At 74.2% G+C, this 23,182-nt stretch carries 20 protein-coding genes and 2 pseudogenes; 19 read left to right on the plus strand and 3 right to left on the minus strand.

The annotated features are described in order from the left end of the window. Nucleotides 1-7 precede the first annotated feature (7 nt). The 4 genes from CYJ76_RS05020 to CYJ76_RS05035 all read left to right on the plus strand — a co-directional run bounded on the left by CYJ76_RS05020 (nt 8) and on the right by CYJ76_RS05035 (nt 4,092). Nucleotides 8-373, plus strand: coding sequence for a YraN family protein (locus tag CYJ76_RS05020; protein WP_070705652.1), 366 nt, complete (start codon nt 8-10; stop codon nt 371-373). Next, nucleotides 370-1,896 carry a YifB family Mg chelatase-like AAA ATPase gene (locus CYJ76_RS05025; protein ID WP_070705653.1) on the plus strand — a complete coding sequence of 509 codons (1,527 nt, stop codon included), beginning with the start codon at nt 370-372 and terminating at the stop codon, nt 1,894-1,896. The genes CYJ76_RS05020 and CYJ76_RS05025 overlap by 4 nt, the downstream gene beginning before the upstream one ends. Further along, nucleotides 1,893-3,005 (plus strand): DNA-processing protein DprA, encoded by a 1,113-nt coding sequence (gene dprA, locus CYJ76_RS05030; RefSeq protein WP_101849431.1) that lies wholly within the window; start codon nt 1,893-1,895, stop codon nt 3,003-3,005. Before CYJ76_RS05025 ends, dprA begins: the two co-directional genes overlap by 4 nt. Nucleotides 3,006-3,111: 106 nt before the next feature. Further along, on the plus strand, nt 3,112-4,092 hold the full coding sequence (locus CYJ76_RS05035) for a tyrosine recombinase XerC (protein WP_101849432.1): 981 nt from the start codon (nt 3,112-3,114) through the stop codon (nt 4,090-4,092). A gap of 36 nt (nt 4,093-4,128) precedes the next feature. Here CYJ76_RS05035 and CYJ76_RS12825 read toward each other — a convergent pair whose 3' ends face one another. Beyond that, nucleotides 4,129-4,920: a M23 family metallopeptidase gene (locus CYJ76_RS12825; RefSeq protein WP_070704654.1), complete on the minus strand. Its 792-nt coding sequence runs from the start codon at nt 4,918-4,920 to the stop codon at nt 4,129-4,131. A 325-nt stretch (nt 4,921-5,245) separates the two neighbouring features. Between CYJ76_RS12825 and rpsB the strand changes: the two genes are divergently transcribed. The 6 genes from rpsB (at nt 5,246) to rlmN (ending at nt 10,697) form a co-directional block, all read left to right on the plus strand. Next, entirely contained in the window at nt 5,246-6,088 is an 843-nt protein-coding gene (gene rpsB / locus CYJ76_RS05045) for a 30S ribosomal protein S2 (protein ID WP_070704657.1), read from the plus strand. Nucleotides 6,089-6,139: 51 nt separating this feature from the next. Next, nucleotides 6,140-6,988 carry a translation elongation factor Ts gene (gene tsf, locus CYJ76_RS05050; RefSeq protein WP_070704660.1) on the plus strand — a complete coding sequence of 283 codons (849 nt, stop codon included), beginning with the start codon at nt 6,140-6,142 and terminating at the stop codon, nt 6,986-6,988. A gap of 123 nt (nt 6,989-7,111) precedes the next feature. Continuing rightward, nucleotides 7,112-7,846 (plus strand): UMP kinase, encoded by a 735-nt coding sequence (pyrH, locus tag CYJ76_RS05055; protein ID WP_070704663.1) that lies wholly within the window; start codon nt 7,112-7,114, stop codon nt 7,844-7,846. A 64-nt stretch (nt 7,847-7,910) separates the two neighbouring features. After that, on the plus strand, nt 7,911-8,471 hold the full coding sequence (gene frr, locus CYJ76_RS05060; protein ID WP_070704666.1) for a ribosome recycling factor: 561 nt from the start codon (nt 7,911-7,913) through the stop codon (nt 8,469-8,471). A 19-nt stretch (nt 8,472-8,490) separates the two neighbouring features. Then, on the plus strand, nt 8,491-9,363 hold the full coding sequence (locus CYJ76_RS05065; protein ID WP_070704669.1) for a phosphatidate cytidylyltransferase: 873 nt from the start codon (nt 8,491-8,493) through the stop codon (nt 9,361-9,363). A 68-nt stretch (nt 9,364-9,431) separates the two neighbouring features. Beyond that, nucleotides 9,432-10,697 (plus strand): 23S rRNA (adenine(2503)-C(2))-methyltransferase RlmN, encoded by a 1,266-nt coding sequence (gene rlmN, locus CYJ76_RS05070; RefSeq protein WP_070704672.1) that lies wholly within the window; start codon nt 9,432-9,434, stop codon nt 10,695-10,697. A gap of 1 nt (nt 10,698) precedes the next feature. On the opposite strand, the gene CYJ76_RS05075 is transcribed toward rlmN, so the two are convergent. Next, nucleotides 10,699-11,910 carry an LOG family protein gene (locus tag CYJ76_RS05075; RefSeq protein ID WP_101849433.1) on the minus strand — a complete coding sequence of 404 codons (1,212 nt, stop codon included), beginning with the start codon at nt 11,908-11,910 and terminating at the stop codon, nt 10,699-10,701. 63 nt (nt 11,911-11,973) lie between these two features. On the opposite strand from CYJ76_RS05075, the gene pta reads away from it, so the two are divergent. The 8 genes and pseudogenes from pta to CYJ76_RS05115 all read left to right on the plus strand — a co-directional run bounded on the left by pta (nt 11,974) and on the right by CYJ76_RS05115 (nt 21,770). Continuing rightward, complete coding sequence (gene pta / locus CYJ76_RS05080) at nt 11,974-14,100, plus strand: phosphate acetyltransferase (RefSeq protein ID WP_238138154.1); 2,127 nt, start codon at nt 11,974-11,976, stop codon at nt 14,098-14,100. Continuing rightward, nucleotides 14,097-15,281: an acetate/propionate family kinase gene (locus tag CYJ76_RS05085; RefSeq protein ID WP_101849434.1), complete on the plus strand. Its 1,185-nt coding sequence runs from the start codon at nt 14,097-14,099 to the stop codon at nt 15,279-15,281. Before pta ends, CYJ76_RS05085 begins: the two co-directional genes overlap by 4 nt. Before the next feature lie 5 nt (nt 15,282-15,286). Continuing rightward, a pseudogene (locus CYJ76_RS05090) lies at nt 15,287-16,788 on the plus strand (NAD-dependent succinate-semialdehyde dehydrogenase). 181 nt (nt 16,789-16,969) lie between these two features. Further along, nucleotides 16,970-17,815: a GH25 family lysozyme gene (locus tag CYJ76_RS05095; RefSeq protein WP_070705888.1), complete on the plus strand. Its 846-nt coding sequence runs from the start codon at nt 16,970-16,972 to the stop codon at nt 17,813-17,815. Nucleotides 17,816-17,857: 42 nt separating this feature from the next. Next, nucleotides 17,858-19,042, plus strand: a complete 1,185-nt coding sequence (dxr, locus tag CYJ76_RS05100) for a 1-deoxy-D-xylulose-5-phosphate reductoisomerase (protein WP_101849435.1) — start codon at nt 17,858-17,860, stop codon at nt 19,040-19,042. Beyond that, a complete protein-coding gene (locus CYJ76_RS05105; protein ID WP_101849447.1) occupies nt 19,042-20,361 on the plus strand; it encodes a M50 family metallopeptidase in 1,320 nt (439 codons plus the stop codon). Before dxr ends, CYJ76_RS05105 begins: the two co-directional genes overlap by 1 nt. A gap of 21 nt (nt 20,362-20,382) precedes the next feature. Beyond that, nucleotides 20,383-21,540 (plus strand): flavodoxin-dependent (E)-4-hydroxy-3-methylbut-2-enyl-diphosphate synthase, encoded by a 1,158-nt coding sequence (gene ispG, locus CYJ76_RS05110; RefSeq protein WP_070703434.1) that lies wholly within the window; start codon nt 20,383-20,385, stop codon nt 21,538-21,540. A 35-nt stretch (nt 21,541-21,575) separates the two neighbouring features. Further along, nucleotides 21,576-21,770, plus strand: coding sequence for a hypothetical protein (locus CYJ76_RS05115; protein ID WP_070703433.1), 195 nt, complete (start codon nt 21,576-21,578; stop codon nt 21,768-21,770). A gap of 66 nt (nt 21,771-21,836) precedes the next feature. Here CYJ76_RS05115 and CYJ76_RS13075 read toward each other — a convergent pair whose 3' ends face one another. Continuing rightward, a complete protein-coding gene (locus CYJ76_RS13075; RefSeq protein WP_256374409.1) occupies nt 21,837-21,965 on the minus strand; it encodes a hypothetical protein in 129 nt (42 codons plus the stop codon). Nucleotides 21,966-22,172: 207 nt separating this feature from the next. Here CYJ76_RS13075 and CYJ76_RS05120 point away from each other — a divergent pair. Continuing rightward, nucleotides 22,173-23,034, plus strand: a pseudogene (locus CYJ76_RS05120) (AMP-binding protein); the annotation flags it as partial. Between the last annotated feature and the right edge of the window lie 148 nt (nt 23,035-23,182).

A 23,182-nucleotide genomic window follows, 5' to 3' on the forward strand; every position in this document is an offset into this window, starting at 1 on the left:
GCGGGGCATGACTGCACGACGCACAGCCCTGGGGCGGCAGGGGGAGGACATCGCCGCCCGCTGGTGGGAGGAGCGCGGCGCGGAGTTGCTCGACCGCAACTGGCGCCACGGGGCCCACGGCGAGATCGACCTCGTGGTGGCCGAGGGGCCCCGCCTCGTGGTCTGCGAGGTGAAGACCCGCTCCACGGCGGCCTTCGGCGAGCCGGTGGAGATGGTCTCCCTGGCGCAACGGCGCCGCCTGCGGCGCCTCACCGCGGCCTGGCTGCAGGCGCACCCGGGCCGGTGGGACGAGGTCCGCATCGACGTGCTGGGGGTGCTCGCGCCGCCCGGGGGCCCGGTGACCGTCCACCACGTGCCGGGGGCCGTGTCATGACCCTCGGGCGCACCTGGGCGGTGGGCCTGGTGGGGGTGACCGGCCGGATGGTCCAGGTGGAGGCCGACATGGGCGCGGGGCTGCCCACCTTCACCATCGGGGGCCTGCCGGACGCCGCGTGCGCGCAGGCGCCGGACCGCATCCGGGCCGCGACGGCCAACGCCGGCATCCAACTGCCCAGCCGCAAGGTGGTGGTCAACCTGTCCCCGGCCGACCTGCGCAAGCGGGGCACGGGCTACGACCTGGGCATCGCCCTGGCGATCCTCGCGGCGGCGGGTGTCGTGCCGGCCGGGGCGGTGGAGCAGGTCGCACACGTCGGGGAGCTCGGGCTCGACGGGGAGGTCCGCCCCGTCCCGGGCGTGCTCCCGGCGGTGCTCGCCGCCCGGGCGGCCGGGGTCGAGCGGGTCGTGGTGCCCGCGGCGTCGTGGACCACCACCTGCACCGTGCCCGGCGTCGAGGTGCTGCCCGTGACCCACCTGGCGGCACTGGTGGAGGACTACGTCACCCACGGCCGCCCGATGGGGTGCACCACCGCGCTGCCGGAACCCCCGGCCGCCGAGGAGGTCGCCTGCCTCTCCGAAGTCGTGGGCCAGGAGGCCGCCCGACGGGCCCTGGAGGTGGCCGCCGCCGGCGGGCACCACCTGCTCCTGCACGGGGCGCCCGGCACGGGAAAGACCATGCTGGCGCGGCGGCTGCCCGGCATCCTGCCGCCGCTGGAGAAGGACGAGGCACTGGAGGTCGCGGCCATCGCGTCGGTCACCGAGGCCACCCCTGTGGGCCTGACCCGGGTGAGGCCCTTCGTGGCCCCGCACCACGCGTCCACCGCGAGCGCGGTGCTCGGGGGTGGGTCGGGGCGGGCCCGCCCCGGGGCGGTCTCCCGGGCCACCCACGGGGTGCTCTTCCTCGACGAGGCCCCCGAGCTGCGGCGCGACGTGCTGGAGGGGCTGCGCCAGCCGCTCGAGGAGGGGCGCGTGGTGGTGCTGCGTTCGGAGGGGGCGGTGGAGCTGCCGGCGCGCTTCCAGCTCGTGCTGGCGGCCAACCCGTGTCCCTGCGGCCTCGCGGGCCGGCGGGCCACCGCGGGCGCGGTCTGCGAGTGCACGCCCACCACGCGCCGGCAGTACGCCAAGCGCCTGTCCGGCCCCGTCCGCGACCGCATCGACCTGCAGGTCGAGATGGACCCCACCACCGTCTGGCCGATGACGCGCGAGCTCCCGGAGTCCTCGGCGGTGGTGGCCGAGCGCGTGGCGCGGGCTCGGCAGCGGCAGCGGGAACGCTGGGCGGGGCACCCGTGGTCGCTCAACGTGCACGCCCCGGGCAGCGTCCTGCGCCGCGGCCCCCACGCCGTTCCGCCCGCCGCCCTGGACCGCCTCCGGACGGCCCACGCCGCCGGCGTGCTCAGCACGCGGGCCGTGGACCGGGTGCTGCGGGTCGCCCGCACCCTGGCCGACCTGTCCGACGGGGGTGCGGTGACCTCCGAGCACGTGGCGCAGGCCGTGGTGCTGCGCGGGGTGGAGGCGGCATGAGCGCACCGTCCGCCCCGACCCCGCGCTGGTCGCCCGAGCGCGCGGCACGTGCCGCGTGGAGCCGCCTGTCCGAACCCGGCGACAAGGAGGCCACCGCCCTGCTGGAGCGGCTCGGTCCCGAACGCGCCTTGGAGCACCTCGTGGCCGACCCCTCGGTGGCGAAGGGTCGCTTCGCGCCCCGGCTCGCACAGTGGGACCCGGCCGAGGAGGAGGCCCGCGCCGCGCGCCTGGGCGTCCGGGTGCTCGTGCCGGGTGACGAGGAGTGGCCCGACGGCGCCGACCGCCTCGAGCACCCACCGGTGTGCCTGTGGGTGCGGGGCCGGTCCCACCTGGCCGAGGCGCTGGAGTGCTCGGTGGCCGTGGTCGGTGCTCGCGCCGCCACCCACTACGGCCAGTCGGTGGCCGGCACCTGGAGCCAGGAGTTCGCGGCCTCGGGGGTGACGGTCGTCTCCGGGGGAGCCTTCGGCGTCGACGCCGCAGCCCACCGGGGCGCCCTCTCGGCGCCCGGCACGACGGTGGCCTTCCTCGCCGGGGGAGTGGACCGCCCCTACCCGGCGGCACACGCGGACCTGCTCCAGGCGGTCGCCGGGCAGGGGGCGCTGGTCAGCGAGGCCGCCCCGGGCTGTGCACCCCACCGGGGGCGCTTCCTCACCCGCAACCGCCTCATCGCGGCCTTCTCCGGCGGCACGCTGGTGGTGGAGGCCGGTGCGCGGTCGGGTTCGCTGTCCACCGCGCGCTGGGCGGACTCCTGCTCCCGCCCGGTGGCCGCGGTGCCCGGCCCGGTCACCTCGGAGTTCTCGGTGGGGACCCACCAGGTGGTCCGCGATGGCCTGGCGACCCTGGTCACCACGCCGCAGGAGGCCCTGGAGGCCCTGTCACCCCTGGGTGCCGCCCTCGCGCCGGTACCGGTGGGGCCGGCGGCGGACCGGGACGCGGTGGAGCCCGAGCACCGGTGGTGCTGGGACGTCGTCAGCCCGCGGGGCTCCACCACCGATGCGGTGGCCCGCGCGGGGGGCCGGTCCCTCGCCGAGGCCGAGTTGGCCCTGGGGCTGCTGGCGCTCGCCGGTCAGGTGCAGCGCACGGACCGGGGGTGGGTCCGCACCCGCTGACGCACGGAGCCCGGTACTGTGCACTCGTCCGCCGGCCCGGCCCCGCCCGGGCCGGGCCGGCCCACCACGCACCCAGGTTCCGGGACGCCGTGGTGGACTGTCCCGCATGCGGACGGACCTGGCGCGGGCGGTGGAGGAGTTCGGCGACCACCTCGAGCACGAGCGTGGCCGCTCGGCCCACACCGTCCGGGCCTACCTGACCGACCTGCGGGGACTGGTCGAGCACCTCCAGGAGCAGGGCGTGGACCGGTGGGACCGGGTGACCCTGGCCCACCTGCGGTCCCACGCCGCGGCGCGCTCTGCCCGGGGCCTCGCGCGCACCACCCTCGCCCGGGGTGCTGCGGCGCAGCGGGCCTTCTTCGGCTGGATGGTGGCGCGCGGTACCTTGGACACCGACCCCTCGGCCCGCCTGGTCTCGCCGCGGGGGGAGCGGCGGCTCCCCGGCGTGCTCCGGGCGGACCAGGCCGAGGCGGTGGTCTCGGGTGCAGTGGCTGCCGGGCCGGTCGACAGGCCCGGCGGGGCCGGGCCGGACGGCGCGGCCCCGCGGCAGGACGGGGCACCGGACGACCCGGTGACCACGGCGCTGGCGCTGCGCGACCGCGCCCTGCTCGAGCTGCTCTACGCCACCGGCATCCGGGTGGGGGAGCTCGTGGGCCTCGACCGCGGGGCCGTCGACCACGCCGAGCGCACCGTGCGCGTGCTGGGCAAGGGGGACAAGGAACGGGTCGTGCCCTTCGGCCGCCCGGCCGCCGAGGCGCTCGCGGCCTGGGCCGACCGGGGACGGCCCGTCCTGGTGGGTGACCGCAGCGCGGGCGCGCTCTTCCTGGGGGCGCGGGGCGGTCGCATCGACCCCCGCGAGGTGCGACGCGTGGTGCACCGGGCCGTCGAGGGCGTGGACGGCGCCCCCCGGATGGGCCCGCACGGCCTGCGCCACTCGGCGGCCACGCACATGGTGGACGCGGGGGCCGACCTGCGGTCGGTGCAGGAGCTCCTGGGGCACGCCAGCCTGGCCACCACGCAGGTGTACACCCACGTCTCGGTGGAACGCCTCCGCGAGGCCTTCGGGCGCGCCCACCCCCGGGCCTGAACCGGCCCCCTGCCCATTCCGTGGGCCGGGGCCGGATCAGCGCCGGCGCCGACGCTGGTCCAGGGGCTTGAGCTCCGGCGCGAAGTCCGGCAGGAGCGTCGGGTCGATGTAGGTCCGCAGCCCGGTCCTGGCGCCCCAGTGCAGGCAGGCCGGCAGGCAGTGCCCACCCGGGGACAGCAACCCGATGGGCGTGCCGGCGACCACGGGTGTGCCCATCGGGACGCGGGCGGTGAGGGGCTGGTAGGTGGTGCGCAGCCGCAGGGTGTGCTGGATGGAGAGCGTCCCCACCGAGGCCACCGGACCGCTGAAGGCGACGAACCCGGGCCCGGCGGCGTAGACGGGCGTCCCCGGGACGGCCCGCAGGTCGACCCCGCGGTGGCCCCGTCCGTAGCGGTGCTTCGGCGGCTTGAACGGGCGCACGACCTTCACCGGTGCGATGGGCCACTTGTAGTCCATGGGGTCCAGGCCCGAGGCCGTCGCCAGCGGTGCGGTGTCCCTGGTGGCCGGCACCCCGCCGGGTACCTGACCCCACGCTGCGGCCAGGGCCCACGCCTGGGGCGCCGCGCGGGAGACCAGGTCGAGATGCACATCCTTCTCCCAGGGCAGCCACAGCGGAGGAGGCAGCGTGACGTCGGTGGTGTTGGGCATCGACTCCACCTCCTCCGGTCCGGGCGGCGCCGCGTCCGGATGGGCCTCGGCCGCCGCGGTCGGCGCATCGAGGCCGGCGAGGAGCACCGCCCAGGCGGTGGCCGGGACGAGGGCGCGACGCAGCAGGCGGCGCCACGGCCGGGTCGTTGTGGCGGAACGGGAGGGGCGCGAGGTGTCCATGCCGCGAGGCTGCCGGGGGAGGAGCTGCACCCGTGGCGGGTCGCGCGGCCCCCTGTGGACGCCGGGAGGGGGCCCTACGTGGGCCCACAGGCGAGGGCGTCGCGCAGGGGCACGTCTCGCCGTGGGATAGACTCGGGGACACGTGTGATCTGTCGGTGTGCCCGAGACCTTCCGAGGAATCCGGGCCCGCCGCCGGTGAGCGCGAATTCGCGCCCGGGTCTCGACCCGCGCGCCCGTGGTCCCCGACCGTCCACCCGGACGCGGGGTGGGGTGCGCCACCCGGGCCAGGAGACAACTGCACCCCATCAGAAAGCGAGACCTCGGCATGGCCGTCGTCACCATGCGCCAGCTCCTCGAGAGCGGCGTCCACTTCGGACACCAGACCCGTCGCTGGAACCCCAAGATGAAGCGCTTCATCATGACCGAGCGCAACGGCATCTACATCATCGACCTGCAGCAGTCGCTGACCTACCTCAACGAGGCCCACGAGTTCGTCAAGCAGACCGTGGCCCACGGCGGCACCATCCTGTTCGTCGGTACCAAGAAGCAGGCCCAGGAGACCATCGCCGAGCAGGCCACCCGCGTGGGCATGCCCTACGTGAACCACCGCTGGCTGGGCGGCATGCTCACCAACTTCCAGACCGTGGCCAAGCGCCTGGAGCGCCTGAAGGAGCTCGAGGCCATCGACTTCGACGACGTGGCCAACTCCGGCCGCACCAAGAAGGAGCTGCTGGTCCTCAAGCGCGAGCTCGACAAGCTCGACCGCACCCTGGGCGGCATCCGCGACATGACCCGCACCCCCTCCGCGGTCTGGGTCGTGGACACCAAGAAGGAGCACCTGGCCGTCACCGAGGCCCGCAAGCTCCGCATCCCGGTCATCGCCATCCTGGACACCAACTGCGACCCCGACGAGGTCGACTACGCCGTGCCGGGCAACGACGACGCCATCCGCTCCGTCTCGCTGCTGACCCGCATCGTGGCCGACGCCGCCGCCGAGGGCCTCATGGCCCGCAACGGTGGGGGCAACGCCGCCGCCGACGAGCCCATGGCCGAGTGGGAGCGCGAGCTGCTCGCCGGTGAGGGTGCCGAGACCCCGGCCGCCACCGAGGCGCCCGCCGAGGCCGCCGCCGCCGCCGAGGGCGAGTCCACCGACTCCGCCCAGGCCTGAGCCACCCGAACCGACCGCAGATCCACCACACCGAAGGAGCAACGAAGGTTCATGGCGAACTACACCGCTGCTGACATCAAGGCCCTGCGTGAGCAGACCGGCGCCGGGATGCTGGACGTCAAGAAGGCCCTCGACGAGTCGAACGGCGACATCGAGGCCGCGAAGGAGGCCCTGCGCATCAAGGGCCTCAAGGGTGTGACCAAGCGTGAGGGCCGCTCGGCCTCCAACGGCCTGGTCGCCGCGCACACCGGCAACGGTGCGGGCACCCTGCTCGAGATCAACTGCGAGACCGACTTCGTGGCCAAGGGCGAGAAGTTCATCGCCCTGGCGGACAAGGTGCTGGGCCACGCCGCCGAGCAGCAGATCGACTCCGCCGAGGCGCTGCTGTCCTCCGAGCTGGACGGCCAGACCGTCCAGGCGCTGCTGGACTCCTCCAACGCCGAGATCGGCGAGAAGATCGAGGTGCGCAACCTCGCTCGCCTGACCGCCCCCGAGGGGGGCCAGGTCGTGGCCTACCTGCACAAGACCTCGCCGGACCTGCCGGCGCAGATCGGTGTGCTCGTGGCCACCACCGGCACCGACGAGCAGATCGGCCGCGACGTGGCCATGCACGCCGCCGCCTTCGCCCCCACCGCCCTCACCCGCGACGAGATCGACCCCACCGTGGTGGAGAACGAGCGTCGCATCGCCGAGGAGACGGCCAAGGAGGAGGGCAAGCCGGAGCAGGCCCTGCCGAAGATCATCGAGGGCCGCGTGAACGCCTTCTTCAAGGACAACGTGCTGCTCGACCAGCCCTTCGCCAAGGACCCCAAGAAGTCCGTGGCCAAGGTGGCCGAGGAGGCCGGCGCCGAGGTCACCGGCTTCGTGCGCTTCAAGGTCGGTTCCGACCTGCAGGCCTGATCCCTGCACCGCACGAAGGGCCCACCCCGCACGGGGTGGGCCCTTCGGCGTCCCCGCCGGGAGGGTGTGCAAGGATCGTCCGGGCCCGAAGGCCCGCCGCACCGTGACCCAGGAGGCCAGCCGATGAGCACGACCGCAGAGCAGAGCACCGCAGCACGCCGGGTGCTGCTGAAGATGTCCGGAGAGGTGTTCGGTGGCGGGTCGGTCGGCGTGGACCCCGACGTGGTGAAGGGCATCTCCGCCCAGATCGCCGATGCCGTCCGCGAGGGCGTGCAGGTGGCCATCGTGGTGGGCGGCGGCAACTTCTTCCGCGGCGCCGAGCTGCAGACCAAGGGCATGGAGCGCACCCGGGCCGACTACATGGGCATGCTCGGCACGGTCATGAACTGCCTGGCGCTGCAGAACTTCCTCGAGGCCGAGGGCGTGGACACGCGCGTGCAGACCGCCATCGAGATGACCCAGGTCGCCGAGCCGTACATTCCGCGCCGCGCCATCCGCCACCTCGAGAAGGGGCGCGTGGTGATCTTCGGCGCCGGGGCGGGCATGCCCTTCTTCACCACCGACACCGTGGCCGCCCAGCGCGCGCTGGAGATCAAGTGCGACGAGGTGCTCATGAGCAAGTCGGGCGTCGACGGCGTCTACAGCGCCGACCCCCACACCGACCCCACCGCCGAGCGCTACGAGCACCTCACCTTCGCCGAGGCCCTGGCCAAGCAGCTCCGCATCGCCGACGCCGCCGCCTTCTCGCTGTGCATGGAGAACAAGCTGCCGATGATGGTCTTCGGCATGCAGGGCGAGGGCGCCATCGCGCAGGCCCTGCGTGGTGAGAGAATCGGCACCATCGTCACGGCCGACTGAGCCGGACCGGCACCACCGGCCCCGCACGGCCACCCCGAACCACCACGAGACACAGGAGTTCCGCATGACCGTCAAGGACGCGCTGACCGAGGCCCAGCAGAAGATGGAGAAGGCCATCGAGGTCGCCCACGAGGACATGGCGGACATCCGCACCGGCCGTGCCCACGCCGGCATGTTTTCCAAGATCATGGTCGACTACTACGGCGCCCCGACCCCGCTGCAGCAGCTGGCGTCCTTCCAGGTGCCCGAGGCCCGCACGATCATGGTGCAGCCCTTCGACAAGTCGGCGATGTCCGCCATCGAGAAGGCCCTGCGCGAGTCCGAGCTGGGCGTGAACCCGTCCAACGACGGCAACCAGATCCGCTGCGTGCTGCCGGCCCTCACCGAGGAGCGCCGCAAGGAGTACATCAAGCTGGCCAAGGGCAAGGGCGAGGAGGCCCGCGTGTCCCTGCGCAACGTGCGCCGTGCGGCCAAGGAGCAGATCGACAAGCTGGTCAAGGACGGCGAGATCGGCGAGGACGAGGGCGCCCGTGGCGAGAAGGAGCTCGAGGCCCTCACGAAGAAGCACACCGACCAGGTGGAGGAGATCCTGAAGGCCAAGGAGGCCGAGCTCCTCGAGGTCTGACCCGGCCCACACCGATCCCGTGTCCGCCACACCGAGCGCCGGCCGCAACCTGCCGGCGGCCATCACGGTCGCACTCGCCCTCGCGACGCTGATCATCGTCTCCCTGGTGATCCGGCGCGAGGGTTTCGTGCTGCTCGCCGGCGCCGCCGGTGCGGTGGCGGCCTGGGAGCTGATGCAGGCGCTGCGCCACCGCCCGGGCGGCATCCGGGTGCCGTGGGTCCCCACCGTGGTGGGCCCGATGGTGATCGCCTGGTCCACCTGGTTCGCCGGTGGGTCGGGGCTCGCGGTGTCCGCCGTGGCGATGGTGGCGCTCCAGGTGGTGTGGAGGGCCTACCGCCCGCAGCGCGACGACCGGGAGGACCCCTACCACCCGGCCTCGGCGGGGGTCCCCCGCGCCATCGCGGACGTGACCGGCGCCGCGCTGGTGACGGGCTACGTGGGGGCGCTCGCGGCGTGCGCGGTGCTGCTGGTCTCCCCGGCGGACGGCGTGCAGCGCGTGGTGGCCCTGGTGCTGCTCGTGGCCTGCTCGGACGTCGGCGGGTACGCCGCGGGGGTGCGCTTCGGCCGCCACCCGATGGCGCCGCACCTGAGCCCCAAGAAGTCCTGGGAGGGCTTCGCCGGGTCGGTGTGCGCGGCCGCCCTGGGGGGACTGGCGGTGATGGCGTGGGTGCTGCCCGGGCCGCTGTGGGTGGGCCCGCTGCTCGGCGTGACGGTGGCGCTGGCGGCCACGGTGGGGGACTTCGCCGAGTCCTCCCTCAAGCGTGACCTGGGCGTCAAGGACATGAGCAACCTGCTGCCGGGCCACGGCGGCATCATGGACCGCCTCGACTCCCTGCTGGTGGCCGCGCCGGTGGCCTGGGCCATCCTCGCGGTGGCGGTGCCCACGCCCTGACCGCCCGGACCCGGTGGTCCCGCCTCGCGCCCTGCCCGGGGTGTGGTGGCAGTGCGATGATGGGGGCGATGACCGACCTGCCGCAGCCCACCACCCAGCCGCCCGCCCCGGGCCAGCTCACCTTCACCGCCCCGCGCCGTGGCAAGCCGCCGCAGCACCTGGCGGACCTCGACATGGACGGCCGCAGGGCGGCGGTCACCGAGGCCGGCTGGCCAGCCTTCCGCGCCAGCCAGCTCTCCAAGCACTTCTTCGAGCGGTGGACCGACGAGCCGGCCGCGATGACGGACCTGCCCAAGGCCGGCCGCGAGGAGACCGTGCGCGCCCTCATGCCGCGTCTGCTCACCCCGGTGAGCGTGCAGCGTGCCGACGACGGCGCCACGGTCAAGACCCTCTGGCGCCTCCACGACGGGGCGCTGGTGGAGTCGGTGCTCATGCGCTACCCGCGCCGCGTGACGCTGTGCCTCTCCAGCCAGGCCGGGTGCGGCATGAACTGCCCCTTCTGCGCCACCGGGCAGCAGGGCCTGACCCGCAACCTGTCCACCGCCGAGATCGTGGGCCAGCTGGTGGCGGCCAACCGCATGCTCAACGACCCCGAGGCGCCCGGGCTCACCCCGCCGCCGGAGCTCGCCGAGGGCCAGGTGGAGCTGGGTGAGAACGACGCCGACCCCGCGCTGGACGGGACCGAGGACCCGCTGGACACCCCGATGGCGGCCGGCGGCCCGCTGCGGGTGCACAACGTGGTGTTCATGGGCATGGGCGAGGCCCTGGCCAACTACCGTCGCGCGGTCGACGCCGTGCGGCGCATGGTGGAGCCTGCCCCGCACGGGCTGGGGATGAGCGCCCGCGGCCTGACGATGAGCACAGTGGGCCTGGTGCCCGCCATCGACAAGTTCGCCGCCGAGGGCGTGCCCGCCACGCTGGCGCTCAGCCTGCACGCCCCGGACGACGAGCTCCGCGACGAGCTGGTTCCCATCAACACCCGGTGGAACGTGGACCAGGCGCTGGACGCCGCGTACCGCTACTACCAGGCCACGGGCCGGCGCGTGAGCATCGAGTACGCCCTCATCCGCGACATCAACGACCACGCCTGGCGCGCCGACCTGCTGGGGGAGAAGCTCAACGCCCGCGGCCGCGGCTGGGTGCACGTCAACCCCATCCCGCTCAACCCGACGCCGGGCTCCAAGTGGACCGCCTCGCGCCCCGGCGTGGAGCAGCAGTTCGTGGAGCGGCTGCGCGCCGCCGGCATCCCCACCACGGTGCGCGACACCCGCGGCTCGGACATCGACGGCGCGTGCGGGCAGCTGGCCGCCGCTCCGGAGGGCACCCTGGCCTGACTCAGGCGGGCCCGATGCGGTGCGCGGCCTCGCGCACGTCGTCCACCAGGTGCAGCACGCCGCCCAGGGCGCGGTCGGTGCCGAGGGCCTCCAGCAGCGGCCACACCGGCAGGCTCCGCGTCCAGTGCTCCCGCCCCACGAGCACGAGTGCCCCGAGCTCGCAGCCCGGCGTGGCGTAGTAGAGGCGCGTGGCCACCTGGAAGACCTCCTGCACGGTGCCGGCGGCGCCGGGGAGCACCACGAGGCCCGCGTCGGACCGGGCCAGCAGCACGTCCTCGCGGACGGCGTTGGAGAACAGCTTGGCGATGCGCTGCGCCAGCACGTTGGGCGGCTCGTGGCCGTAGAACCAGGTGGGCACGCCCACGCTGCGCAGGCGGGCGGGTGCGGCCGCGCAGGCCTCGGCACCGGGCGTCTCGCCGGCGGCGCGCAGCAGGGTGTCGCGGGCGGCGAACCCGGCGCGCGCCCAGGCGGCCACGTCGTCGAACCCGGGCACCACGGCCACGAGGGCCAGGGCCTCCTGGAGCGCGGCGTGGTCCGGGGCCAGCGCGCCGAGGTTGGCCGCCTCCATCGCGCCGGGGCCGCCGCCGGTGAGCACCAGGTGCCCGGCCCGCGCGAGCTCGTGGCCCAGGGCCGCGGCCTCGGCGTACCCGGGGGTGCCGCGCTGCAGGGCGTGCCCGCCCATGACCCCCACCACGCTGTGGCCGGCCAGGTCGTCCACGAGGGCGTCCACCACCGTGTCGTCGTGGATGGCGCGCAGCACCGAGACGTAGGGGTCCCCCTCGAGGCGCTCGGTGCGGAACCACGCGTGGGCGCGCCCGTCCGGGGTGGCCGCGTACCCGTGGGCGTCGAGGCCGGCGTAGAGCTCCTCGGCGGTGTAGGTGCACCCGCGGTAGGGGTGCACCGGCGCCTCGGGGGCGGGTGGGAAGACGATGGCCCCGGCGGCCAGCAGGTGGTCGCGCACCGGGGTGGGAACCTGCCCGCCGAAGAGCACCACGCCCGCGAGGGCCGCCGGGGGCAGGGCGAGCAGCCGGTCGGCCACCGGGCGCAGGTCGAGACCCTGCAGGGCCACCCGGTCGAGGCTGTCCCGCCCGGCCTCCACGCGGTCCAGCAGGCGCTCCAGCGAGGCGGTGGTGGCCACCTCGCGGGCCGGGGTCACCGGGTGCTCCCGGTGGCCGGCGAGGGGGACGGCGGGCAGGTGGCCGGCGGTGCTCATGCCCCGACCGTAGCCCGCACCCCCGGGCCGGAGCAGGCCCTGCGTGCTGGCAGAGTTGGGCCCATGAACGCCCGCACCGTCATGGTCGCCTCCCCGGAGGGCAGCACCGGCAAGTCCGCCGTCGCCCTGGCCCTCGTCGACGCCGCCGTCGGACTGGTCGAGCGGGTCGGGGTCTTCCGCCCCGTCGCCCGCGCCGAGGACCGCGACGCCGACCCCATCCTCCAGGCCCTGCTCACCCGGGCGGGGTCCTCCGTGCCGCCGGCCGACGCGGTGGGCGTCACCTACGAGAAGGTGCACGCCGACGAGGAGGCGGCCCTGGCCCAGGTGCTCACGGCCTACCACCGGCTGGCCGACGAGTGCGACCTGGTCGTCGTGCTCGGGTCGGACTTCACCGACGTCACGGGCCCCACCGAGTTCTCCTTCAACGCCCGCGTGGCGGCCAACCTCGCGGCCCCGATGGTGCTCGTGGTGCACGGGCAGGACCGCACGCCCGAGCAGGTGCGCACCGTGGTGGAGGTGTGCGTCCACGAGGCCGAGGCCCAGCACGCGGACGTGCTCGGCGTGGTGGTCAACCGGGTCACCGGCGGGGAGTCCGAGGCCGATGCCGTGGCCGCCGGCGCCGCGGGGATCGCGCGGTCGTCCGGGGGCGAGGTGCCCCTGCTGGGCGCCGTGCCGGACCTGCCGCTGCTCTCGGCGCCCACCGTGCGCGACGTGATGGCCGCCGTGGAGGGCACCCTGCTGTGGGGCGACGAGGCCGCCCTGGACCGGGAGGTCGAGGACGTGCTCGTGGGCGGCATGAACCCCGAGCACATCCTGGAGCGTCTCGCCGACGGCCAGCTGTGCATCGCCGCCAGCGACCGTGTGGAGATCCTGCTGACCCTCATCGCGGCGCACACCTCCGAGGGCTTCCCGACCCTCAGCGCCGTGGTGCTCAACGGCGGCTTCGAGGTGAGCGAGCAGGTGCGGGCGCTGGTGCAGGGCCTCAACCTGCGGCTGCCCGTCATCGAGACCGCGGGCAACACCTACGAGACCGCCCGGGCCGCCGCGGGGGCACGCGGCCTGCTGGGGCAGGGGAGTGGCCGCAAGACCGCCGCCGCGCTGGCCCTGGTGGGCGGGCGCCTGGACGCCCGGGGGGTGCTGGAGCAGCTCGACGTGCGGCCCACCTCGGCCGTGACGCCGCTGATCTTCCAGCACCAGCTCGTGGAACGCGCCGCCGCCAGCCGCCGCCACCTCGTGCTCCCCGAGGGCGGGGACGACCGCATCCTGCGCGCCGCCGGCCGGGTGCTCACCCGCGACCTGGTGGACCTGACCGTGCTCGGCGACGTGGACGCGATGACGGCCCGTGCCCGCGAGCTGGGCGTGGACCTCTCCCGCGCCACCCTGCGCGACCCGGCCTCGGACCCCGATGCCGAACGTCTCGCCGAGCTCTACACCGAGCTGCGGAAGCACAAGGGCATGACCCTGGCCACCGCGCGGACGGTGGTCACCGACCCCAACACCTTCGGCACCCTGCTGGTGCGCGACGGGCAGTGCGACGGCATGGTCAGCGGTGCCGCCCACACGACGGCCGACACGATCCGCCCGGCCTTCCAGGTCATCGGCACCGCCCCGGGCAGCACGGAGGTCTCCAGCTGCTTCCTCATGTGTCTGGCCGACCGCGTGCTCGTCTTCGCCGACTGCGCGGTCATCCCCGAGCCCACGAGCGACGAGCTCGCCGGCATCGCGGTGGCCAGCGCCGCCACGGCCCGCGCCTTCGGCATCGAGCCGCGGGTGGCCATGCTCAGCTACTCCACCGGTGAGTCCGGCTCCGGCAAGGAGGTGGAGAAGGTGCGCGCGGCCACCGAGCGGGTGCGCGAGCTGGCCCCCGACCTGCCGGTGGCCGGGCCCATCCAGTACGACGCCGCGGTGGAGCCCTCCGTGGCCGCCTCCAAGATGCCGGACTCCGACGTGGCCGGCCGGGCCACGGTGCTGGTCTTCCCAGACCTCAACACCGGCAACAACACCTACAAGGCCGTGCAGCGCATGGCCGGGGCGCTCGCCGTGGGCCCGCTGCTGCAGGGCCTGGCCAGCCCGGTGAACGACCTCTCGCGCGGGGCGCTGGAGGACGACATCGTCAACACCATCCTCATGACCGCCGTGCAGGCGGCCACCACCCAGACCACCCCGTCCACCGCAGGGAGCCCCTCGTGAGCGCACTCGTCATCAACGCCGGCTCCTCGTCGGTGAAGTTCCAGGTCCTCGACCCCGGGTCCGGCCAGGTGCACGCCAAGGGCCTGGTGGAGCGCATCGGCGAGCCGTCCGGTGAGGCCACGCTCGTGCTGCGCGGCGAGGAGTCCGGGGTGCAGCAGCCCTTCACCGACCACACCGAGGCCCTCGGCTGGGTGCTCGACCGGCTGGGGGAGGGCGGCCTGCTGGAGGAGGTCGAGGTGGTGGGCCACCGCGTCGTCCACGGCGGCCGCCGCTTCACCGCACCGGTGCTCCTCGACGACGCCGTGGTGGAGGTGGTGCGCGAGCTCTCCCCGCTGGCGCCGCTGCACAACCCCGCCAACGTGCTGGGCATCGAGGCCGCCCGCCAACACCTGCCGCAGGTGCCGCACGTGGGTGTCTTCGACACCGCCTTCTTCGCCGACCTGCCGGCCGAGGCACGCACCTACGCCCTGGACGCCGAGGTGGCCGAGCGCCACCGCATCGCCCGGTACGGCTTCCACGGCACGAGCCACGACTACGTCTCCGACCGCGCCGCGCGCGACCTGGGCCGCTCCCGCGAGGACCTGCGCACGGTGGTGCTCCACCTGGGCAACGGGGCGTCGGCCTCGGCGGTGCGCTACGGCCGGCCCGTGGACACGACCATGGGCATGACGCCCTTGGAGGGCCTGGTCATGGGCACCCGGACCGGCGATCTCGACCCCGGCGTCATCCTCCACCTGCAACGTCAGGGCATGAGCGCCGTCGAGGTGGACGAGCTGCTCAACCGTCGCAGCGGCCTCAAGGGCATGACCGGCACGGGCGACATGCGCGAGGTGCGCGCCGCGGCCACCGCCGGCGACGAGCGGGCCCGGCTGGCCCTCGACGTCTCCCTGCACCGCCTGGTGCGCTACGTGGGGGCCTTCCACGCCGTGATGGGCGGCCTGGACGCGCTGGTCTTCACCGCCGGCGTCGGGGAGAACAACGTGGAGCTGCGCGCCGAGCTCTGCGAGCGGCTGGCCGCACTGGGGGTGGTGCTCGACGAGCAGGCCAACGCCTCGGTGCCGCGGGGTACGGCCGGCTCCACCGTCGTCTCCGCGCCGGAGTCGTCGGTGGCGGTGCTGGTGACCCCCACCAACGAGGAGCTCGCCATCGCGCGCGCGGCCCAGGAGGCAGTGGCAGGCTGAGGGGCATGACCTCCCACGCAGACCTGCAGCAGCGCCTCCACGACCTCGCACCCGCCTCCTGGACCGGCCTGTACGTCGGCGGGGCGTGGCGCGAGGCCACCGGCGGCGGGACCTTCGCCGTCACCGACCCCAGCGACGGCACCGTCCTGCGCGAGGTGGCCGACGCCACCGTCGAGGACGGCGTGGCCGCCCTGGACGCCGCGGTGGGGGCCGCGGCCGACTGGGCAGCGACCCCGGCCCGGGAGCGCTCGGACGTGCTCCGCCGCGCCTTCGACCTGCTCACCGAGCGCACCGAGGACGTCGCCGCCCTCATGACGCTGGAGATGGGCAAGTCCCTCGAGGAGTCCCGCGGCGAGGTGGCCTACGGCGCCGAGTTCCTGCGCTGGTTCTCCGAGGAGGCGGTGCGCCTGGAGGGCCGCATGGTGCCTGCCCCCGCCGGCGGGTCCACCATCCTCACCCGCCGCAAGCCGGTGGGGCCGGTGTACGCCATCACCCCGTGGAACTTCCCGCTGGCCATGGGCACCCGCAAGGTGGGCCCGGCGCTCGCGGCAGGCTGCACGGTGGTGCTCAAGCCCGCCGAGGCCACGCCGCTCACCGCGATGCTGCTCGTGGACGTGCTCGCCGAGGCGGGTGTGCCGGCGGGCGTGGTCAACCTCGTGACCACCGCCGACGCGAAGGCGGTGTCCTCCCGCATCATCACCGACCCGCGGCTGCGCAAGCTGACTTTCACCGGGTCCACCCCGGTGGGCACCTCCCTGCAGGAGCAGGCGGCCCCGGGCCTGCTGCGCACGTCCATGGAGCTCGGCGGCAACGCGCCGTTCGTGGTGCTCGACGACGCCGACCTGGACGCCGCGGTGGAGGGTGCGATGGCGGCCAAGTTCCGCAACATCGGGCAGGCCTGCACGGCGGCCAACCGCTTCGTGGTGCAGCGCGGCGTGGCCGAGGAGTTCACCCGCCGCCTGGCCGAGGCGGCCGCGGCCCGGCGGGTCGGGCGCGGGGCGACGAGGGCACGGACCTGGGCCCCCTGGTCGATGCCGACGCCCTGGCCAAGGTGACCGAGCTCGTCACCGACGCGCTGGACCGCGGTGCCACCGTGGCCACCGGCGGCCCCGAGGCCAGCGCGGCGCTGCGCGCCGACCTGCCCGAGGGCGGCAGCTGGTACGCGCCCACCGTGCTGGCCGACGTGCCGGCCGGGGCGCGCCTCCTGGCCGAGGAGGTCTTCGGCCCGGTGGCGCCGGTGCACGTGGTGGACACCGAGGAGGAGGCGCTGGCGGCGGCCAACGACACCGAGTTCGGCCTCGTCGGCTTCGTCTACTCCCGTGACGTCTCGCGGCTCATGCGCTTCTCGGCGGGCCTGCAGACCGGCATGGTCGGGCTCAACATGGGCGTGGTCTCCCAGCCCGCGGCACCCTTCGGCGGCGTGAAGCACTCCGGCCTGGGGCGCGAGGGCGGTCACGAGGGCGTGGAGGAGTATCTCGACACGCAGTACCTCGGTCTGGCCGACTGAGAGTGGTGCGGCGCGGGGGGCCCAAACGCCCTGCGGCGGTGACCGGTACACGGTGGTCGGTCAGTTTTCGGTCAAGGAACCCGGGCGCCTCTGGACGGGTGGGGCGGGCCTCCCTAGCCTGCCCGACGGTGCCCGGGTGCCCGGGCCCGCACGCCCCGACCCCTCACCAGGACGCGCACTCATGTCTCGTACCCGCACGCTCGCTGCTGCCACCCTCCTGCTCGCCGCCCTCTCCGCACCGGCCGTCGCCAGCGGCACCGGCGACGCCGCCCCGGACGACCTCCCCACCTCGGGGGAGGGCGCCACGATGGGCTCCACCCTCCCCGTCGAGGAGCCCGGTTCCGTCACCGCCTTCGGTCGCGCCCCCATCGACCCGGTGGCCGAGCTCACCCACGGCCCCTACGGCGTGGACACGAGTGGCCACACCACCATCGAGGACTGGCAGTGGTTCACCGACCACTCGGCCCAGTTCGTGTGGATCAAGGCCACCGAGGGCACCTACCTGGCCACCGACTCCTTCAGCGACCAGTGGAAGGGCGCCACCGAGCAGGGGATGCTCCGGGGCAGCTACCACTTCGCCAACCCGGAGGTCTCCTCCGGACGCCAGCAGGCCGAGTACTTCGTGGCCCACCGCGGCGGCTGGAGCCCGGACGGCCGCACCCTGCCTGGCGCGCTGGACATGGAGTACAACCCCTACGGCCCGGTCTGCTACGGCAAGTCCCAGGCCGAGATGGCCGCCTGGGCCCGGGACTTCATCACCCGCTACGAGGAGCTCACCGGGGTCAAGCCGGTCGTCTACACCAACGCCCACTGGTGGAACACCTGCGTGGGCACGGCCGACTTCTCGGACGTGAAGCTCTGGCTGGCCCGCTACTCCAGCGCCCCCGGCATCGCGCCCAAGTCGTGGTCGATGCACGGCGCCACCCACACCATCTGGCAGGCCTACCCCGTGGACGCCCACGGGTACGACGTGAACCGCGTGCACGGCGACCGCGCCGACCTGGAGCGGCTGGCGCGCCGGGGCTGAGCACCCGCTGGGACCCCGGGGGTGGGCCGTACGCTGGCGCCCATGTCTCCGCGCCGCGTCACGCTCCTGGGGTCCACCGGCTCCATCGGCACCCAGGCCCTGCAGGTCGTCGACCAGAACCCCGGACGCTTCACCGTCCACGGGCTGGCGGCCGGCGGCAGCGACCTGGCCCTCCTGGCCCGCCAGGTGGTGACGGCCCGTCCCGAGGTGGTGGCCCTCGCCCGGGGCACCGAGGCCGAGCTGCGCGCCGCCCTGGCCGCCACGCCGGGCGGCGAGGCGCTGCGCCCCCGCGTGCTCACGGGGCCGGACGCCGCCACCGAGCTGGCCGCCGAGCCCGTGGACGTGGTGCTCAACGGCATCACCGGGTCCATCGGCCTGCGTCCCACCCTCGCGGCGCTCGAGGCCGGCAGCACCCTGGCGCTGGCCAACAAGGAGTCGCTCATCGTGGGCGGGCCGCTCGTGGAGGCCGCACGCCGACGCCCCGACCAGATCGTGCCCGTGGACTCCGAGCACGCCGCCATCGCCCAGTGCCTGGCCTCCGGGCGCGCCCAGGAGGTGCGCCGGCTGGTCGTGACGGCCTCCGGCGGCCCCTTCCGCGGCCGCACCCGCGCCGAGCTCGAGGGCGTGACGCCCGCCGAGGCCCTGGCCCACCCGAACTTCGCCATGGGTCACGTCATCACCACCAACTCGGCCACGCTGGTCAACAAGGGCCTGGAGGTCATCGAGGCCCACCTGCTCTTCGGGGTGCCCTACGAGCGCATCCAGGTGGTGGTGCACCCGCAGCAGCAGATCCACTCGATGGTGGAGTTCCACGACGGCTCCACCATCGCCCAGATCGGGCCTCCGCGGATGCTCGTGCCCATCGCGCTGGGGCTGAGCTGGCCGGAGCGGCTCACCGACGTGGACGAGCCCACGGACTGGACCACCCCCATGCAGTGGGACTTCGCCCCGCTCGATGCCGAGGCCTTCCCGGCGGTGGACCTCGCCGTGCACGTGGGTCGCCTCGGCGGCACGGCCCCGGCGGTCTACAACGCGGCCAACGAGGAGTGCGTGGAGGCCTTCCACGACGGCCGGCTGCCGTTCACCGGCATCGTGGACACCGTCGCGCAGGTGGTGGAGCAGCTGGGTGCCGGGGGAGAGGAGTCGCTCACCCTGGACGACGTGCTGGCCGCCGAGGACCGCGCCCGCGAGGCCGCCCACCGCGCCATCGAGGGGCACGCGGCGTGATGCTCTACCTGCTGGGCGTGCTGGTGGTCTTCCTGGGCATCTGCGCCTCCATCGCCCTGCACGAGGTGGGCCACCTGCTGCCGGCCAAGGCCTCGCGGGTGCGGGTCACGCAGTACATGGTCGGCTTCGGCCCCACCCTGTGGTCCACCCGCCGGGGGGAGACCGAGTACGGCGTCAAGGCAATCCCGTTGGGCGGGTACATCCGCATGATCGGCATGCTGCCGCCGCGCCGTGAGGACCCGGCCGGCACGGTCCGCCGCAGCTCCACCGGCCTGCTCGACCAGGTCTCCGAGGACGCGCGCGCCGCGGCCCTGGAGGAGGTGCGCCCCGAGGACGCCGACCGCGTCTTCTACAAGCTGCCGGTCTGGCGCAAGGTCATGATCATGCTCGGCGGGCCGCTGGTGAACCTGCTCATCGCCGTGGTGCTGCTCACGGGGCTGCTGACCCTGCACGGCACGGCCCAGCCGACCACGACCGTCAAGGCCGTGGTGGAGTGCGTGACCGACGACCCGCAGGCCACGCAGTGCGGTCCGGGGGACGACCCGAGTCCCGCCGCCGCGGCCGGGCTCCGGCCGGGTGACCACATCGTGGAGGTGGCCGGTGCGCCGGTGGACTCCTGGCAGCAGGTCACCGACGCCATCCGCAGCGGGGGCGACCATCCCCTGCCGCTGGTGGTGGAGCGCGACGGAGAGCGGGTCGAGCTCACCGCCCACCCGGTGCTGCGCGAGCGGCCGAAGGTGGTCGACGGCGAGGTCGTCGAGCGCGACGGCCAGCCGGTCACCGAGGAGGTCGGCTACCTGGGCGCCTCCCCGGCGCACGAGATGGTGCGCCAGCCGCTCTCGGCGGTGCCCCCGGCGGTCGGCGACGGGCTGTGGCGCACCGCCTCGGTGGTGTTCACCATCCCGGCGCGCCTGTGGGACGTGGGCCAGACCGTGCTGGGTCTGGAGGAGCGCGACCCCAACGGTCCGATGTCGGTGGTCGGCGTGGGTCGCGTGGCCGGGGAGGTGACCTCGAGCCAGGAGCTCGGCCTCGACTGGGGTGAGCGCGTGGCCTTCTGGGGCAGCCTGCTGGCCGGTCTCAATCTGGCCCTGTTCGTGTTCAACCTCGTGCCGCTGCTGCCCCTGGACGGTGGGCACGTGGCCGGCGCGCTGTGGGAGGGGACCCGACGCGCGTGGGCCCGCCTGCGCGGACTGCCGGACCCCGGGTACGTCGACGTGGCCCGCATGATGCCGCTGGCCACCGGCATGGCCGTGGTGCTGCTGGGCATGTCCCTGCTGCTGATCTACGCCGACATCGTGGCGCCGGTGAGCCTCGGCTGAGCCGCTTGCGATACTGGGGGCATGACCGATCTGGGAATGCCCGCGCCCGCCCCGCAGACCGTCGCCCCGCGCCGCAGGAGCCGCAAGATCAAGGTCGGTGACCTGTTCGTCGGCGGCGACGCCCCGGTGAGCGTGCAGACCATGACCACCACCAAGACGGCGGACGTCAACGGCACGCTGCAGCAGATCGCCGAGCTGACGGCCGCCGGCTGCGACATCGTGCGCGTGGCCTGCCCCACCCAGGACGATGCCGACGCACTGCCGGCCATCGCGGCCAAGAGCCAGATCCCGGTCATCGCCGACATCCACTTCCAGCCCAAGTACGTCTTCGCCGCCATCGACGCCGGGTGCGCGGCGGTGCGCGTGAACCCGGGCAACATCAAGAAGTTCGACGACCAGGTGGGCGCCATCGCGAGGGCCGCCAAGGACGCCGGGGTGTCCCTGCGCATCGGCGTGAACGCGGGCTCGCTGGACAAGCGACTCTACGAGAAGTACGGCGCCCCCACCCCGGAGGCTCTCGTGGAGTCGGCCGTGTGGGAGGCCTCTCTGTTCGAGGAGCACGACTTCCACGACTTCAAGATCTCGGTCAAGCACAACGACCCGGTGGTCATGATCCGCGCCTACGAGATGCTCGCCGAGCAGGGCGACTGGCCGCTGCACCTGGGCGTCACCGAGGCCGGGCCGGCCTTCCAGGGCACCATCAAGTCCGCCACGGCGTTCGGCGCGCTGCTGGCCAAGGGCATCGGCGACACCATCCGCGTGAGCCTCTCGGCCCCGCCGGTGGAGGAGGTCAAGGTCGGCACGCAGATCCTGCAGGCGCTCAACCTGCGCCCCCGCAAGCTGGAGATCGTCTCCTGCCCGTCGTGCGGCCGCGCCCAGGTGGACGTCTACAAGCTGGCCGATGAGGTGACCGCCGGCCTGGAGGGCATGACCGTCCCGCTGCGCGTGGCCGTCATGGGCTGCGTCGTCAACGGCCCCGGTGAGGCCCGCGAGGCCGACCTCGGCGTGGCCAGCGGCAACGGCAAGGGCCAGATCTTCGTCAAGGGTGAGGTCATCAAGACTGTCCCGGAGAGCCAGATCGTGGAGACCCTCATCGAAGAGGCGATGCGGATCGCCGAGGAGATGGGCGAGCCCGTTGACGGCGAGGGGACCGGCCCGGTCGTCACCGCCAAGGGCTGAGCAGCGGGGACCGGATGGCCAGGCAGAGGATTCCTGTGCCGGAGCTCGTCATCGGGCTGTTCGCCCTGGTCGCGTTGTCGACCATCGCGGACGGTGGCGGCTCGCCGGTGTACCTGACAGTGGCCGCCCTGTCCATCCCGTCGATGCCCGTCGCGGCCGTCCTGGTCACCGTGGCCACCACCGCCTACGTCGTGACCTACGCCAGGACGCGCCGCGGGGTCGACGCCTGAGGAGCGCACGTCGGGGGCCCGGGCACGTCACGTCCCCGGGCCCCCGACGTGCGTGGTCCGCTCGCCTCAGAAGAGGTTGACGGCCAGGTTGAGCAGGACCGTCAGCGCGACCGAGGCGATGACGGAGAACAGGATCATGGCCAGGCAGCCGGGGCCGCCGCCGAGGGGGCGGACGTCGGTGTTGCCGATGCGCATGCCTCGAGGCTAGTGGGGGAGTGGCGCCGCCGCAGGTCGTGCCGGCGCACGGGGGCCGGCTGCGGGAGGTCACGGGCCGGTTGACGATCGGGCGTCCCCCTCGACGCTGCGGGGTGGCCGTGCCCACAATCGACGCGGAGCCGCGGGGCGTCCGTGACTCGGCGATGGCCGGCACGACCGGCGCGGCCGGCGGAGAGGCGGACGACCATGAGTCTGCACCTCCCGACCCCCGGATCCGGGTCCTATGCCGACGTCCACCGACGCAGCCTGGAGGACCCCGAGGGATTCTGGCTCGAGGCGGCCGGCGCCATCGACTGGGTGAAGCGCCCCACCCGGGCCCTGGACGACGCCGACGCACCGCTCTACCGGTGGTTCCCCGACGGAGAGCTCAAGGTGTGCTTCAACGTGCTGGACCGTCACGTCATCCACGGCCGCGGAGAGCAGGCGGCGCTCGTGTACGACTCCCCGGTCACCGGCACGCAGCGGACGTACACCTACGCGAGCTGCTCGACGAGGTGGTCCGCTGCGCCAGTGGGTTGCGGGACCTGGGCGTCGGCAAGGGCGACACCGTCGTCATCTACATGCCGATGGTGCCGCAGGCGGTCGTGGCGATGCTGGCGTGCGCCCGGCTGGGAGCCATCTGCCTGCGGATGCCGATGCCGCCGGGCACGCTGCCCACGCTGTGGGGCGACGACGAGCGCTACGTCTCCAGCTACCTCTCGGCCCACCCGGGCACCACCTCACCGGTGACGGCGGGATGGTGGACGGCGACGGCTACGTGCACGTCCTGGGCCGCACCGACGACGTGCTGAACGTGGCCGGGCACCGTCTCTCGAGCGGCTCGCTGGAGCAGGCGATCGCGGGGCACCCCTCGGTGGCCGAGTGCGCGGTCATGGGCGTGGCCGACCAGCTCAAGGGCCAGGTGCCGCGTGCCCTGGTGGTGCTCAAGGACGGTGTGGAGCTCGACGACGCCGGGCGGGAGGCCCTGGCGGCCGAGGTGGTGCAGCGGGTCCGCGACGACGTGGGGGTGGTGGCCGCACTCAAGGAGGTGGACGTGGTGGAGGCCCTGCGGGAGGTGCCGCTGCGCCGCTGAGGCGCGAGCCCGGCCGCCCGCCCGCACCGGCAGGGCAGCGCCTAGGTGTTCTCGGTCATCAGGTTGGTGACAGTCGGCTGGTGGGTGGGAGTCCTCTCAGGGCGCTGTGGCCGCGGTCAGTGTT

This window comes from Kytococcus schroeteri (assembly GCF_002847825.1).
GTDB classification, from domain to species: Bacteria; Actinomycetota; Actinomycetes; order Actinomycetales; family Dermatophilaceae; genus Kytococcus; species Kytococcus schroeteri.